Source organism: Streptomyces lienomycini, from assembly GCF_027947595.1.
Taxonomy (GTDB): Bacteria; Actinomycetota; Actinomycetes; order Streptomycetales; family Streptomycetaceae; genus Streptomyces; species Streptomyces lienomycini.
Window position 1 is genome coordinate 2,731,984 of sequence record NZ_CP116257.1, and the last position, 14,882, is coordinate 2,746,865.

Sequence of the window (14,882 nt, forward strand, 5' to 3'; positions counted from 1 at the left end):
CGGATCAGACCTCCCTCTCGTCGTCCGCGGTCTGCCGCCGGCGCAGGATGTGGAAGTTCTCCACCGGCACCAGCGGCAGCCGCCTGCGTCCCGAGTCCTGGCCGAACGGCCCGTCGCCGCCCATGCCCGGACCGCCGTCGGTGTCGAGGCTGCACGTGTCCGGCAGCGCCGACGCCTCCAGCCGGTGCGCGTCCCCGACGGCCGCCGTCGGGATCACGTACCGCTCCTCGTACTTGGCGATCGCCAGCAGCCGGTACATCTCCTGGATCTCCTCGGGCCGCATGCCGACGCCCGCGCAGACGGCCGGGTCGGGGTCCTCGCCGAGGTTGACCGACCGCATGTGGGCGCGCATCGCCGCCAGCTTCTCCAGCGACGCCCGCACCGGCCCCGTGTCCCCGGCCGTGAACAGCTCGGCCAGGTACTCCAGCGGGATGCGCAGCGTGTCGATCGCGCCGAACAGGTTGTCCGCGTCCTCACCGTCGTGCCCGGTCTCCGTCAGCGCGTCCACGACCGGGGACAGCGGCGGGATGTACCAGACCATCGGCATCGTGCGGTACTCCGGGTGCAGCGGCAGCGCCACCTTGTACTTGCTGACCAGCGCGTGCACGGGGGAGCGGCGGGCCGCCTCGATCCAGTCGAACGGGATCCCCGCCTCCTCGGCGGCCCGCCGCACCCCGGGGTCCTCCGGATCCAGGAAGAGACCCAACTGCGCCTCGTACAGATCGTGTTCGTCCGGTGTCTCGGCGGCCTCGGTCACCTTGTCGGCGTCGTAGAGGACCACGCCCAGGTACCTGAGCCGGCCCACGCAGGTCTCGGAGCAGACCGTGGGCTGGCCGACCTCGATGCGCGGGTAGCAGAAGGTGCACTTCTCGGCCTTGCCGGTGCGGTGGTTGAAGTACACCTTCTTGTACGGGCATCCGGTCACGCACATCCGCCAGCCCCGGCAGCGGTCCTGGTCGACCAGGACGATGCCGTCCTCGACGCGCTTGTACATCGCCCCGGACGGGCAGGACGCCACGCACGACGGATTGAGGCAGTGCTCGCAGATGCGCGGCAGGTAGAACATGAACGTCTCTTCGTACGCGAACCTGACCTTCTCCGACGCCTGTTGCCGGGTCCGCTCCACCATCGGGTCGAGGTCGCCGTAGGCGGGGGCGCCGCCCAGGCTGTCGTCCCAGTTCGAGGACCAGCCGATCTTCATGGGCTTGCCGTCGAGCTGCGAGACGGGCCGCGCGACGGGGTAGTCCGTGCCGAGCGGGGCGTCGGTCAGGTTCTTGTAGTCGTACGTCCAGGGCTCGTAGTAGTCCTTGATCTCGGGGAGCCGCGGGTTGGAGAAGATCCCGGCGAGCTTCTTGAACCGGCCGCCCGCCTTGAGTTTCAGCGCGCCCCGCCGGTTCAGCTCCCAGCCGCCCCGCCACTTCTCCTGGTCCTCGTAGCGGCGCGGGTAGCCCTGTCCGGGGCGTGTCTCGACGTTGTTGAACCAGACGTACTCCATGCCCCGCCGGTTGGTCCACGCCTGCTTGCAGGTGACCGAACAGGTGTGGCAACCGATGCACTTGTCGAGGTTCATGACCATCGCGACCTGGGCCATCGGGCGCATCAGTACTCGACCTCCTGGGAGCGGCGCCGGATGACCGTCACCTCGTCGCGCTGGTTGCCCGTCGGGCCCAGGTAGTTGAACGCCCATGACAACTGGGCGTAGCCGCCGATGAGATGGGTCGGCTTGAGGAGCAGACGGGTGAGCGAGTTGTGGACACCGCCGCGCTTCCCCGTCGTCTCCGTGAGCGGCACGTTGACCGTGCGTTCCTGGGCGTGGTGCATGTAGACCGTGCCGGCCGGCATCCGGTGCGAGACGATCGCGCGGGCCACGACCACGCCGTTGCGGTTGACCGCCTCGATCCAGTCGTCGTCGGAGACCCCGATGGCGTCCGCGTCCGCGGGCGCCATCCAGATGGTCTGCCCGCCCCGGGACAGCGCCAGCATGAACAGGTTGTCCTGGTACTCGGAGTGGATGGACCACTTGTTGTGCGGGGTGAGGTAGCGGACCGTCACCTCGCGGTGGCCGTCGGGACCGAGCTGTGGCTCACCGAACAGCCGGTGCATGTCCAGTGGCGGCCGGTACACCGGCAGCGCCTCGCCCAGCTCGTGCATCCAGTCGTGGTCCAGGAAGAAGTGCTGCCGGCCGGTGAGGGTGTGCCAAGGCTTGAGGTGCTCGGTGTTGAGCGTGAACGCCGTGTAGCGGCGCCCGCCCGCCTCGCTGCCCGACCACTCCGGCGAGGTGATCACCGGCACGGGCGCCGCCTGGGTGTCGGCGTAGGTGACCCGCCTGCCCTCCTGCTCGGCGGCGAGGTGGGCCATCTGCTGCCCGGTCTTCGCCTCCAGCGTGTGGAAGCCCTGGGTGGCCAGCCGCCCGTTGGTCGTGCCGGACAGCGACAGGATGGTGTTGGCCGCCTTCACCGCCGTGTCCAGCGCCGGGCGTCCGTCGGCCGGACCGCCGCGCACCGTGCCGTTCAGGTCCCGCAGCCGCGCCACCTCCTCGTCCGGCTTCAGCGTGATGCCCTTGGCGGGCAGCCCCTTGGCCTCCACCAGCGGGCCCAGCGCGGCGAACTTCGCACCGATCGCCGTGTAGTCGCGCTCCACGACCACGAGGTTCGGCATGGACTTCCCGGGCTCCGGATCGCACTCCCCGCGCCGCCAGTCCCGTACGACACCGCCGGGCTGGGCGATCTCGCCCGGTGTGTCGTGCTGGAGCGGGGCCGCCACCAGGTCCTTGCGCACCCCGAGGTGGTCCTCGGCCAGCTCGCTCAGCTTCTCCGCGAGCACCTTGAACGTGTCGAAGTCGGTGCGCGCCTGCCACGGCGGGTCCACCGCCGGGGAGAAGGCGTGCACGTAGGGGTGCATGTCCGTGCTGGACAGGTCGTGCTTCTCGTACCAGGTCGCCGCGGGCAGCACCACGTCCGACAGCAGGGTCGACGAGGTGTGCCGGAAGTCCAGCGACAGCAGCAGGTCGAGCTTCCCCTCGGGCGCCTCCTCGTGCCAGACCACGTCCCGGGGCCGCTCGCCGGGCGCCGCCTCCTCGGCCCGCAGCGAGGACTGGGTGCCCAGCAGGTGCTTGGTGAAGTACTCGGCGCCCTTGCCGGACGAGCCGAGCAGGTTGGCCCGCCACAGCGTCACGATCCGCGGCCAGTTCTCCGGCGCGTCCGGGTCCTCGCCCGCGAACTTGAGGGTTCCCGCCTGCAGTTCGGCCACCGCGTTCGCCACCGGGTCGCCGAAGGACTCGCCCAGCTCCAGCGGGTTGCGGTCGAAGGTCGGGTACGAGGGCATCCAGCCCGTGCGCGCCGACAGCGCGAGGCAGTCCGCGCCCGCCATCCCCGCGAGCCGGCCCTCGCCCAGCGGGGAGGCGAGGACGTCGGCGCGGAAGCGGTCGTAGCGCCACTGGTCGGTGTGCAGGTACCAGTACCCGGTGCCGATCGCCTGGCGCGGCGGGCGCGACCAGTCGGAGGCGGCGGCCAGCGACGCCCAGCCGGTCACCGGACGGCACTTCTCCTGGCCCACGTAGTGCGCCCAGCCGCCGCCGTTGCGGCCCTGGCAGCCGGTGAGCTGGAGCAGGGCGAGGAAGCCCCGGTAGATCGTCTCGGAGTGGAACCAGTGGTTGGTGCCCGCGCCCATCAGGATCATGCAGCGGCCCTTGGACCGCTCCGCCGTCCGCGCGAACTCCCGGGCGATCCGCACACAGGCCGCCGCGGGCACCGAGGTGTGCGTCTCCTGCCAGGCGGGCGTGCCCGGTGCGTCCGCGTCCTCGTACGACGCGGGCCAGTGGCCCGGCAGGTCCGGCCGGGCCACACCGTACTGGGCGAGCAGCAGGTCGAACACCGTCGTCACCAGCGGCCCGGTCGCCCCGCCGAGCCGGGTCGCCGGAACACCCCGGCGCAGGACGTCACCGCGCCCCTGCCCGTGCGTGCCGCCCTCGGTGTCGAAGCGGGGCAGCAGCACTTCCACCCCGGACGCCATCTCGTGGCCGTGCAGGCTGAGCCGGGGGCGTACGTCACCGAGGTCCAGGTTCCACTTCCCCCGGTCGGCCTCGTTCCAGCGGAAGCCCAGCGAGCCGTTCGGGACGACCGCGCGGCCCGTCGCCTCGTCCAGCACGACCGTCTTCCAGCGGGCGTCGTCGCCGCCCTGCCCCAGGTCGGCGGCGCGCAGGAACTTGTCCGGGACGTGCGCCCCGTCCCGCTCGGCCAGCGTCACCAGGAACGGCAGGTCGGTGAAGCGGCGCACGTAGTCGTCGAAGAACGGGGTCCCGCGGTCGACGAAGAACTCCCTGAGCACCACGTGCCCCATCGCCATCGCCAGCGCGGCGTCCGTCCCGGGGTGCGGATGCAGCCACTGGTCGGCGAACTTGGTGTTGTCCGCGTAGTCGGGCGAGACCACGACCACCTTCTGCCCCCGGTAGCGGGCCTCCGCCATCCAGTGCGCGTCCGGCGTGCGGGTCACCGGCACGTTCGTGCCCCACATGATCAGGTACGCCGCGTCCCACCAGTCGCCCGACTCCGGCACGTCCGTCTGGTCGCCGAAGACCTGCGGGGACGCCACCGGCAGGTCGGCGTACCAGTCGTAGAACGACAGCATCGGGGCGCCGATCAGCGAGTGGAACCGGGCGCCCGCCGCGTGCGACACCATCGACATCGCGGGGATGGGGGAGAAGCCCGCGATGCGGTCGGGGCCGTGGGTGCGGATGGTGTGCACGTGGGCGGCGGCGATCATCTCGACCGCCTCGTCCCAGGTCGCCCGCACCAGGCCGCCCTTGCCGCGCGCCCGCTGGTAGCGCGTGCGGCGCTCCGGGTCGCCCTGGATGTCGGCCCAGGCCAGCACCGGGTCCTTCAGCCGGGCCTTCGCCTCGCGGTACATCGTCAGCAGCACGCCGCGCACGTACGGGTACCGCACCCGGGTGGGGGAGTAGGTGTACCAGGAGAACGCCGCACCCCGGGGGCAGCCGCGCGGCTCGTACTCGGGGCGGTCCGGGCCGACCGACGGGTAGTCCGTGGCCTGGGTCTCCCAGGTGATGATGCCGTCCTTGACGAACACGTTCCAACGGCACGAACCGGTGCAGTTCACTCCGTGCGTGGACGTCACGACCTTGTCGTGGCTCCAGCGGTCCCGGTAGAAGGCGTCCGCCTCCCGGCCGCCGACGAGCCCGATGCTGTGCAGGTCGGGTGCGGCGGTGCCCGGCCGGAAGAACCGTCCCGCGCGCAGCAGCGCCGCGCCCGGTTCGGTGGGCGGTGTCCGCGTGTCGGTCACGTGCGCTCCCTTGCTCACCAGGCCCTGGTGCTCGCCGGGCCCTGGTTCACGAACCTAGGGCCGGGCGGGGGAGCGCACCCGTTCGCGGCGCCCGTACGGGTCAGGGCGCGTCGGCCGGGCCGGACCGCTCAGGGCTTGCGCGCCACCCCCGCGTACACCGGCACGATGCCCTCGGTCTGGGCCGCCACGTCCTCGGGGTCCGGCCGCCAGCCCGTGACCGGGATGATGCCGGGGCCCAGCAGCTCCAGGCCGTCGAAGAAGCGCGCGAACTCGGTCAGGGAACGCGGGTAGAACGGGGTGCCGCCGCGGGCGAAGAGTCCCGCGGCCCGGCCCACCGCCTCCGGGTTGAGGTCGGGCGTGACCTGCGAGAGGACCAGGTAGCTGCCCGGGGCGAGCGCGTCCGCGTACCGCTTGAGCAGGCCGTGCACGTCGTCGCCGTCGGCCGCGTCGCCGAGGTAGTGCGTCAGGGCCACCAGGGACAGGGCGACCGGCCGGTCGAAGTCCAGGGACTCGCCCGCCAGCCGCAGGATCAGGTCCGGATCCCGGACGTCCGCGTGGACGTACTCGGTGGCGCCCTCCGCCGAGCCGTGCAGCAGCGCCTCGGCGTGCCGGAGGACGATCGGGTCGTTGTCCGCGTAGACGATCCGCGCCTCGGGGGCCACCGCCTGGGCCACCTGGTGCAGGTTCGGCTCGGTGGGGATGCCGGTGCCGATGTCCAGGAACTGCCGGATCCCGGCCTCGGCGAGGGTACGCACCGCCCGGTGCATGAACCGGCGGTTCGCGCGCGCCCCGCGCACCGCCGTGCCGTCCGCCGCGAGTATCTTGCGGGCCAGCTCCTCGTCCACCGGGTAGTTGTCCTTGCCGCCCAGCCACCAGTCGTACACCCGGGCGGGGTGCGGCCGGCTGGTGTCGATGGGGGCGGGCGCGGGGTCGGATCCGGTCATGCGGTGTCTTCTCCTCGGGTCTCGGTGGCGGGTCGTCACTCGTCCGTCGGTCGCTTCGTCCGGTGGTCGGACGGTCAGTAGTTCTCCCGGTACTCGCGCAGGATCTTCTCCGTGCGCTGGGTCGAGGCGGCGCGCGCCGTCATGTGGTCCAGGACCTCCAGATGCGCGGAGACCTCGGCCCGGGAATCCAGGTACAGGGCACCCGTCAGGTACTCGGTGAAGACCATGTCGGGCAGCTCCGGCTCCGCGAACCGGAACAGGGTGAACGGCGCGTACGTCCCGGGGTGCGGCCCGTCCTCGAACTCCGCGACCTGGAGCGTCACCCGGTCCTGGGCCGCGAACTCCAGCAGCTTGTCCAACTGCTCGCGCATCACCCGGCCGTGGATGCTCACCGGGCGCCGCAGCACCGTCTCGTCCATCACCACCCACAGGTGGGGCCGGCCCGGGCGCTCCAGCAGCCGCTGCCGCTCCATGCGCAGGGACACGTGCCGCTCCACCGCCTCCGCGCCCGCGTTGCCGATCGTCCCGGCGTCCAGGACCGCGCGCGCGTAGTCCTCGGTCTGCAGCAGGCCCGGCACGAAGTGCGGCTCGTAGGAACGGACGATCCGCGCCGCGCCCTCCAGGCTCACGTACATGCTGAACCAGTCCGGCAGCACGTCGTGGTAACGCTGCCACCAACCGGGCTGGTTCGCCTCCTCGGCGAGCGCGACGAACGCCGAGACCTCGTCCGCCGCGACCCCGTACGCCGTCAGCAGTATCTGGACGTACGGGATCTTCAGCGCGACCTCGGCCATCTCCATGCGCCGCACGGTCGCCGGGGCCACCCGGAGCACCTTGGCGGCCTCCTCGCGTTTGAGGCCCGCGGCCTCGCGCAGTTCCTGGATCCGCCTGCCGAGAACCACCTGGCCCACCGTGGGCGCGGCCCGTCGCTCACTCACGCCACGCCTCCCCAACGCGCCCAAGTCACACCGCAGTCTGTCATGTTCCTCTGTCAGTCTCACAGGGGTGTTCGTGGATCAAACGCATTACCTGGCGGGTAATCGACCGCGTCCGTGCCGGGCGGGATCGTGGAGCCACCGGGTTCCGGGCCGGCGCACTCCGGCCCGGAACCCGGCTCCCCGCAGCGTCCCCGACCCGACGGAGGGTGACCCGTCATGTCCGCACACCAGCTCGCCGCACTCGCCCGTACGGCCGAGCCGCGCCTGATGCTCCGCCGCTTCCTCGCCCTCGACGCGGCGGTGACCGGCGCCAACGCGCTCGCCTACCTCGCACTCTCCGGCCCGCTGGGCCGCTACCTCGGCGCCGGCCCCGGGCTGCTCCTCGGCCTCGGGGCCTTCCTCGCGGTGTACGCCGGGTGCGTGGGCCTGCTCGCCGCGCGCCCCGGGCCCCCGCCGCTCGCCGTCAGGGCCGTCGTCGAGGCCAACCTGACCTGGGCGGCCGTCAGCCTGGTCGCCCTCGTCCTTCTCGCGCCCACCACGGCCGGAGCGGTGTGGACGGTGCTCCAGGCCGTCGTCGTCACCGGGTTCGCGCTGCTCCAGTACAGGGCCCTGAGGGCCCATCAGGACAGCAGCGTGTGAAGGTGCTTGACCGTCGCCGGGTCGGCCGGGAGCAGCGTCTCGATGGCCAGCTCGGCGACCGTCACGTCCATCGGCGTGTTGAAGGTGGAGATCGACGAGACGAACGACAGGGTGCGGCCCTGGTGCTCGATCCGCATCGGCAGCGCGAAGTACGGCACCGGCCCGGCCGGCTCACCGCCCGGCGCGGTCTCGGGCACCGGATACGCCGCCACCTCGTCGTACAGCTCCCGCAGCGGCTGCGAGCGGTACAGGGCGATCTGCCGTCCCATCTGCTCCAGCAGGTGCCCGCGCCACTCGCTCAGGTTGCGGATGCGCGGCGCCAGGCCCTCCGGGTGCAGGGTCAGCCTGATCGCGTTCAGCGGAGGTTCCAGCAGGTGCTCCGCGACGCCCTCCATCAGCATGGTGATCCCCCGGTTGGCCGCCAGCACCCGGTAGGTCCCGTCGACGACCAGCGCCGGATACGGCTCGTAGCCCCGGATCAGCCGCTCCATGCCCTCGCGCACCGCGCCCAGCGCGGGGTCGTCCAGCGGGGTCTCGGGGTAGTGCGGGGCGTAACCGGCCGCGAGCAGGAGTGCGTTGCGCTCGCGCACCGGCACGTCCAGGTGCTCGGCCAGGCGCAGCACCATCTCCTCGCTCGGCCGGGAGCGGCCCGTCTCGACGAAGCTGATGTGGCGGGCGGAGGAGTCGGCGCGCAGCGCCAGCTCGAGCTGGCTGACCCGCCGCCGCTCCCGCCAGGCCCGCAGCAGCGGGCCCACCCCGCGGTCGGTGGCGGGGGACGTACCGGACACGAGTGCGGTCATACGCGGAACGGTAGTCGACGCCGGGCCGCGCCGGAGCGGCCGCGCTGTGGCAGGCTGAAGCGAACCCCGCCGGTCGGGAACCGTCAGCAGAGGAGCGCAGCACATGCCCGTCGAACCGCTGTCGCCGCAGGAGCTCGGGGAACGGCTGGCCGGGCTGCCCGGCTGGTCCCTCGACGAGGGCCGCCTCACCCGCTCCTACCGGCTCGGCTCGCACTTCGCGGCCACCGCGATGGTCGTGCACATCGCCCAGGTCCAGGAGGAGCTCGACCACCACTCCGACCTGACCCTCGGCTACAACACGGTCGCCCTCGCCGTACACACCCACAGCGCGGGCGGCGCCGTCACCGAGAAGGACATCGAGCTCGCCCGCAGGGTGGAGGACCTGGCCGCCGGTCACGGGGCACACTGACGGTGTGCTCGACTACGACAAGGAAGCGGAACGGTACGACGACTCCCGCGGCGGCGAGCCCCGGGCCGCGGCAGCCGCGGAGGCCGTGCTGAGCCTGGTGCCCCGGCAGGCCCGCCGGCTGCTCGACGTGGCCTGCGGCACCGGCATCGTCACCCGGCGCCTGGCCGCCGGACGGGACGGCGTCCGGGTGACCGGCGCCGACCTCGCCCCCGCCATGGTCCGCCGCGCCGCCGCCCGGCTGCCCGGAGCGGTCGTGCTCGCCGACAGCCGCCGACTGCCCTTCGCGGACGGCCGGTTCGACGCCGTCACCAGCGTGTGGCTGCTGCACCTCGCGGGCGGCGCGGGGAACGTGCGCGCGATCGTCGGCGAGTGCGCCCGCGTGCTGCGGCCCGGCGGGGTGTACGTGACCACGGTCGGCAAGGGCGCCTCGCACAACGTGGGCAGCGACATCGACGCCGTGCTCGCCGCGCGGCCGCCCAGCACCGCCCACGACGCCGCCCACCTCGTCGAGGCGTACGCCCGCGAACACGGTCTCACCCTCGCCGGCCGGGCCCGGTTCACCGGTCACGGCCAGGGGCGCAGCCCCCGCCGGACGGTCGCGGACCTGCGGCGCGGCTGGTTCGTCACGCTGCCGCCGGGCGAGCCGCTCGCGGAGGAGTTCGCCGTGCGGCTTGCGGCCCTGCCGGACCAGGACCGGCCCCGGCCCGACCCCGTCTTCACGCTCACGGCGTTCGCGAAGTCGTAGACCCGGGGCGGCAACCCGCCCGCCCCGGGCGGCGACTGAGGGACGGAACCCATCCGTCCTCCAGGAGGTTCGTCCCGTGAGGCACCCCCGCACCGACCCCCACACCCGCCCCCGCCGCAGACGCCCGCTCGCCCTGGCCGCCGTCCTCGCCGCCGGGCTCCTCGGTGCCGGCCTGACGACGCTGGCCCCCGACACCGCCCAGGCCGCCACGGCACGCCAGGTCGAGGCCCTCGACCGCGGTGTCGTCAGCGTCCACACCGGCGACGGCAACCTCGTCGGCTGGCGCTGGCTGGGCACCGACCCGGACAACGTCGCGTTCAACGTCTACCGGGCCGGCACGAAGGTCAACTCCGCCCCGATCACCGGCTCCACCACCTACTTCCACGCAGGCGCCCCCTCGCACGCCGACTACACCGTCCGCGCGGTCGTGAACGGCACGGAACAGGCCGACTCCGTCCACGCGATCCAGTTCCGCGCCGGCTACAAGGACGTCCCGATCAGCCCGCCGGCCGGCGGCACCACCCCCGACGGCGTCTCCTACACCTACGAGGCCAACGACGCCTCCGTCGGCGACCTCGACGGCGACGGCGCTCTCGACCTCGTCCTCAAGTGGCAGCCGACCAACGCCAAGGACAACTCCCAGTCCGGCTACACCGGCAACACGATCGTCGACGGCGTCAAGCTCGACGGCACCCGCCTGTGGCGCGTCGACCTGGGCCGCAACATCCGCTCCGGCGCCCACTACACCCAGTTCCAGGTGTACGACTACGACGGCGACGGCACGGCCGAGGTCGCCATGAAGACCGCCGACGGCACCAAGGACGGCACCGGCGGGGTCGTCGGCAACTCCTCGGCCGACCACCGCAACTCCTCCGGCTACGTGCTCTCCGGCCCCGAGTACCTCACCATGTTCAACGGCACGACCGGCAGGGCCATGGGCACCGTCGACTACGTCCCCGCCCGCGGCTCGGTCTCCTCCTGGGGCGACTCCTACGGCAACCGCGTCGACCGCTTCCTCGCCGGCACGGCGTACCTGGACGGCTCCCGCCCCTCCGTGATCATGGCGCGCGGCTACTACACGCGCACGGTGATCGCGGCCTGGGACTGGCGCGACGGGCGGTTCACCCGCCGCTGGACCTTCGACACCAACTCCTCCACCAACAGCGGCAAGGGATACGACGGCCAGGGCAACCACCAGCTGTCCGTCGCCGACGTCGACGGCGACGGCAGGGACGAGATCGTGTACGGCGCGATGGCCGTCGACGACAACGGCTACGCCTTGTGGACCACGAGAAACGGCCACGGCGACGCCCTGCACGTCGGCGACCTCGACCCGTCCCGCGCGGGCCTGGAGGAGTTCAAGGTCGACGAGGACGGATCCAAGCCCTCGTCGTACATGGCCGACGCGCGCACGGGCCAGATCCTGTGGTCCACCGGCGCGAGCGGCGACAACGGCCGCGGCGTCTCCGGGGACATCTGGTCGGGCAGCGCGGGCGCCGAGTCCTGGTCGTCCGCCGAGAGCGGCATCCGCGACCCCAAGGGCACCGTCGTGAACAGCCGCAAGCCCTCCAGCACCAACTTCCTGTCCTGGTGGGACGGCGACACCGTCCGCGAACTCCTCGACGGCACCCGCGTCGACAAGTACGGCCCCTCCGGCGACACCCGCCTGCTCACCGGCTCCGGCGTCGCCTCCAACAACGGCACCAAGGCCACCCCGGTCCTCGCCGGGGACATCCTCGGCGACTGGCGCGAGGAGGTCGTCTGGCGCACCTCGGACAACACGGCCCTGCGCGTCTACTCCACCCCGTACGACACGGACACCCGCATCACGACCCTCCTCCACGACACCCAGTACCGCACCGCCCTGGCCTGGCAGAACACCGCCTACAACCAGCCCCCGCACCCGAGCTTCTTCCTCGGAAGCGGCATGCCGACGGCGCCGCGGCCGTCGGTGTACACGCCCTGATCCTCACGCGGCCTCGTCCACCGGCGGGGGTTTCCCGCCGGTGACCACCGTCTTGACCCACTTCTGCGTCAGCCGCGTCCGGGAGGCGAGCACCGGCACCGGTACGCCCCTGCGGTGCGCGGCGCGCAGAGCGGCGTTGCGCCAGTGCTCGAGTCTTCTCTTGGCGGCCCTGTCCGTGACCGTCCGGTGCAGCAGCACCGCCAGCCCGAGCAGCAGCCGTCCCGCCGGTCCCTCCCACGTTCGTCCCATGCCGCGCCCCCTGTACGCCACCATTCCCACTCACCCAACGGTCGAAGAAGAGCGGCAGGGCCACAAGGGCGTGAAGCGGGCACACGGGTCACGCAGACGGGAGGAGGCGTCACCGGCACGCCCCCTCCCGGACGGTCACGCCCGACCGCAGACCCGGTCGCCCAGCCGGAACGACGCGGGCTCCGCGTTCGCCCCCGACCAGTTCCCCGTGAACCCGAAGCTCACCGAGGCACCTGGTGCCACGCGGGCGTTCCAGCCGGCGTCCCCGGCCGTCACCGTCGTGCCGGACCGGGTGTGCTCGGCGTTCCACATCCGGGTCACCCTCTGCTCCCCGGGAAACGTCCAGTCGAGGGACCAGCCGCTCCAGGCCGACGTGCCGGTGTTGGTGAGCCGTACGTCCGCCTGGAAGCCGCCCGGCCACTGGTTCGTGACCCTGTACGCCACCTCGCAGGCGCCGGTCGGCGTCGGGCCGGGGCCCGGATCGGTGCCGTCGTCGTCGCCCCCTCCGGTGTCCGAGGTGTCGCCGTAGACGACGCCCCGGCCGTTGGTCGCCACGTACACCCGGCCGTAGACCCGCGGGTCGCCGGTGATGGCGGCGCCGGTCCAGCCCCACTGGTGGGCGTCGTCGTTGACGCGGGTCCAGGTCGCGCCCGCGTCGGTGGAGCGGAAGATGCCGCGGACGCCGCCGATCTCCGCGCTGGTGAAGAGGGTCTGGTAGGCGGCGTCCGGGGCCGCCCTGCCGAAGCCGACGGTGTCCGCCGCGTCGACGTTCGCCAGCTTGGTGAAGGCCGCGCCGCCGTCCGTCGAGTGCCACAGTCCGTACGGGCCGTCCGCCGCCCCGCCGGCCAGCCAGACGTCGCCCTCCCCGCCCGGCAGCGCCTTGAAGCGGACGCCGTCACCGGCGGGCAGCCCGGTCGCCGCCGAGGCGGTGAAGGTCGCGCCGCCGTCCGTGCTGACGTAGAAGGTCCCGGACTTGAAGCCGTAGAAGGTCGCCGGGTTCACCCGGTCCGACTCGACGACCGCGCCCGCCGGGATGCCCGACGACGCCTGCCAGGACGTGCCGAAGCCCGTCGTGTACTGGACGCCCGCGCCCTCCGGGCTCCACACGAAGCGGCCGCCGTCCGCGCCCGCCGCGACCGTGCCGCCGCCGCTGACCCCGGCCGGGTCGGTGCCGGCGAACCAGTTGGCGCCGTTGTCCGTGGAGAACGCGACGTGCGGGCCGGAGTCGAGGTCGCCCGCCCGGACGACGACGTCCGGCTTCTTCTCCGCGAAGTCCAGGCTCGTCGTGGAGGTGAAGTTCGGCGAGGTGTACATCATCGACGGGACCTCGGTCAGGCTGGTGTGCCGGAAGCCGCCGATGTCACCGAGCGCGCTCAGTAGCGGGGCACCCGACGGGGGCGAGGCCAGGTCGTTGACCGCCGTCTCCTCCAGGCCGCGCACCATGGGCTCGATGGCGAACATGCCGCCCTCGTCGTCCCAGTTCGTCAGGTCCTCGGTGCCGTAGATCGTGGCGCCCGTGCCGTACATCATCCGGTCCGAGTCGAACGGGTCGATCTCCAGCGCCTCCGTCATCCAGCCCAGCTTCGGGGTCTGCTCGGGCGGCGTCGGGTTCGCGCCCCAGGTGAGCCACGGGGACGAGGACACGTCCATCGTGTAGCGGTTCTCCCGGTTCGGGTACGAGGTGTAGCTCCACGCCTGGGTCCAGGTCGCGCCGCTGTCCGTCGAGCGGAAGATCTGGGTGTCCGGCCACCACGAGCTGTACGCGGTCGCCATCACCGTCCCCGGGTGCTGCCGGTCGACGGTCAGGCCGCTGAACCCGTAGTAGGTGTCCGCCTCCGCGGCCGGGCTGATGTCCGTCCACGTGCCGGTCGCCGTCGCGTACCGGTACAGCCGGCCCTTGCCGCCGTCGTACGGGCCGCCCGTGTCGCTGTAGGCGAGGTACAGGTAGCCGTTCTCCGCGTCCAGCACGCCCTTGTGGGCCAGGTAGCCGGTGGGCTGCCCGGCGAGCCGCTCCCAGGTCGCGCCCGCGTCCGTCGAGCGGTAGACCGCGTTCTCCTTGTCGGCGACCCCGACGTAGACCGTCCCGGTGGCCGTGCCCGCGTCGCCGCCCGTGGACTCGTCGAAGGTGACCCAGGTGATGCCCTGGTTGTCGGAGGCGTAGCCGGACGTGTCGCCCGGGTCCTGCGCGTAGTTCCCCGGGTTCGGGAAGGCCGTCACCTCGGACCAGGTGACGCCCGCGTCGGTGGACCGCCACAGGCCGTGGCCGCTGGGCGCCCCCAGGTACAGCACGTCGTTGTCGTGGGGATCGACGGCCAGGCGCTCGCCCATGCCGCGGCCCGGCATGTTGCCGCCGAGCTTGAACGGCAGGTCCGTCTTCTCCCAGGTCGCGCCCCGGTCGGCGGAGCGCAGCACCGCGCCGTCGGCCGGGTCCCAGTCGTTGGTGTACGTGCCGACCGCCGCGTACACCCGGGCGGGGTCGACGGAGTCGGAGGCGACGCTCACCACGCCCGTGTGGCCCCAGTCGTCCCAGCCGACGTGGTCGAGGAGCGGCGTCCAGGTGTGGGACGCCTCCTGCCAGCGGTAGGCGCCGCCGATGTCGGTGCGGGCGTAGGCCAGGTCCTTCTCGGACCGGTTGAAGACGATGCCGGGGACGAAGCCGCCGCCGTCGATACGGGCGTTCTTCCAGGTGTAGCTGTCGGCGGAGGCGGCCGCCCGCGGCGCTGGATCGGCGGCCAGCGCCGCGGGCGGGCCGCCCGCCAGAAGACCGGCCGCGAGGGCCAGCAGCACGGTGAGGATCCGGGTTCTTCGCACGGTGGGGGACCGTCCTTCCGTCAGGAACAGAACACATGCGAGGACCGGGCGGCCCCGGCGTGGTCGGGGCCGCCCGGTCAGGTGGT

The 14,882-nt window shown here is 72.6% G+C and carries 11 protein-coding genes; 4 read left to right on the plus strand and 7 right to left on the minus strand.

Going from position 1 to position 14,882, the window contains the following annotated elements; translation table 11 throughout:
• Positions 1-4: 4 nt before the first annotated feature.
• The 4 genes from narH to BJ961_RS12385 all read right to left on the minus strand — a co-directional run bounded on the left by narH (position 5) and on the right by BJ961_RS12385 (position 7,177).
• Positions 5-1,600 carry a nitrate reductase subunit beta gene (gene narH / locus BJ961_RS12370; RefSeq protein WP_271321348.1) on the minus strand — a complete coding sequence of 532 codons (1,596 nt, stop codon included), beginning with the start codon at positions 1,598-1,600 and terminating at the stop codon, positions 5-7.
• Complete coding sequence (locus BJ961_RS12375; protein ID WP_271321349.1) at positions 1,600-5,295, minus strand: nitrate reductase subunit alpha; 3,696 nt, start codon at positions 5,293-5,295, stop codon at positions 1,600-1,602. The genes narH and BJ961_RS12375 overlap by 1 nt, the downstream gene beginning before the upstream one ends.
• Positions 5,296-5,423: 128 nt before the next feature.
• Entirely contained in the window at positions 5,424-6,239 is an 816-nt protein-coding gene (locus BJ961_RS12380) for an SAM-dependent methyltransferase (protein ID WP_271321350.1), read from the minus strand.
• 74 nt (positions 6,240-6,313) lie between these two features.
• A complete protein-coding gene (locus BJ961_RS12385) occupies positions 6,314-7,177 on the minus strand; it encodes a helix-turn-helix domain-containing protein (RefSeq protein ID WP_271321351.1) in 864 nt (287 codons plus the stop codon).
• A 216-nt stretch (positions 7,178-7,393) separates the two neighbouring features.
• Between BJ961_RS12385 and BJ961_RS12390 the strand changes: the two genes are divergently transcribed.
• Entirely contained in the window at positions 7,394-7,816 is a 423-nt protein-coding gene (locus BJ961_RS12390; protein ID WP_271321352.1) for a hypothetical protein, read from the plus strand.
• On the opposite strand, the gene BJ961_RS12395 is transcribed toward BJ961_RS12390, so the two are convergent.
• Positions 7,798-8,616: a helix-turn-helix domain-containing protein gene (locus BJ961_RS12395; RefSeq protein ID WP_271321353.1), complete on the minus strand. Its 819-nt coding sequence runs from the start codon at positions 8,614-8,616 to the stop codon at positions 7,798-7,800. The genes BJ961_RS12390 and BJ961_RS12395 overlap by 19 nt on opposite strands.
• 103 nt (positions 8,617-8,719) lie before the next feature.
• Between BJ961_RS12395 and BJ961_RS12400 the strand changes: the two genes are divergently transcribed.
• The 3 genes from BJ961_RS12400 to BJ961_RS12410 all read left to right on the plus strand — a co-directional run bounded on the left by BJ961_RS12400 (position 8,720) and on the right by BJ961_RS12410 (position 11,736).
• Positions 8,720-9,025, plus strand: coding sequence for a 4a-hydroxytetrahydrobiopterin dehydratase (locus BJ961_RS12400; protein WP_271321354.1), 306 nt, complete (start codon positions 8,720-8,722; stop codon positions 9,023-9,025).
• A 4-nt stretch (positions 9,026-9,029) separates the two neighbouring features.
• Complete coding sequence (locus BJ961_RS12405; RefSeq protein WP_271321355.1) at positions 9,030-9,770, plus strand: class I SAM-dependent methyltransferase; 741 nt, start codon at positions 9,030-9,032, stop codon at positions 9,768-9,770.
• Between the two features lie 76 nt (positions 9,771-9,846).
• The gene (locus tag BJ961_RS12410) at positions 9,847-11,736 is read left to right on the plus strand and encodes a rhamnogalacturonan lyase (RefSeq protein ID WP_271321356.1); all 1,890 of its coding nucleotides are present in this window, start codon (positions 9,847-9,849) and stop codon (positions 11,734-11,736) included.
• Positions 11,737-11,739: 3 nt separating this feature from the next.
• On the opposite strand, the gene BJ961_RS12415 is transcribed toward BJ961_RS12410, so the two are convergent.
• Positions 11,740-11,985, minus strand: coding sequence for a hypothetical protein (locus BJ961_RS12415; RefSeq protein WP_271321357.1), 246 nt, complete (start codon positions 11,983-11,985; stop codon positions 11,740-11,742).
• A gap of 135 nt (positions 11,986-12,120) precedes the next feature.
• Positions 12,121-14,796, minus strand: coding sequence for a cellulose binding domain-containing protein (locus BJ961_RS12420; RefSeq protein ID WP_271321358.1), 2,676 nt, complete (start codon positions 14,794-14,796; stop codon positions 12,121-12,123).
• Positions 14,797-14,882 lie beyond the last annotated feature (86 nt).

Excerpts from the sequence above, each read along its gene's own strand:
- narH (WP_271321348.1), bottom strand. The coding sequence starts at position 1,600 with ATGCGCCCGATGGCCCAGGTCGCGATGGTCATGAACCTCGACAAGTGC.
- BJ961_RS12380 (WP_271321350.1), bottom strand. The coding sequence starts at position 6,239 with ATGACCGGATCCGACCCCGCGCCCGCCCCCATCGACACCAGCCGGCCG.
- BJ961_RS12390 (WP_271321352.1), top strand. The coding sequence starts at position 7,394 with ATGTCCGCACACCAGCTCGCCGCACTCGCCCGTACGGCCGAGCCGCGC.
- BJ961_RS12395 (WP_271321353.1), bottom strand. The coding sequence starts at position 8,616 with ATGACCGCACTCGTGTCCGGTACGTCCCCCGCCACCGACCGCGGGGTG.
- BJ961_RS12400 (WP_271321354.1), top strand. The coding sequence starts at position 8,720 with ATGCCCGTCGAACCGCTGTCGCCGCAGGAGCTCGGGGAACGGCTGGCC.
- BJ961_RS12415 (WP_271321357.1), bottom strand. The coding sequence starts at position 11,985 with ATGGGACGAACGTGGGAGGGACCGGCGGGACGGCTGCTGCTCGGGCTG.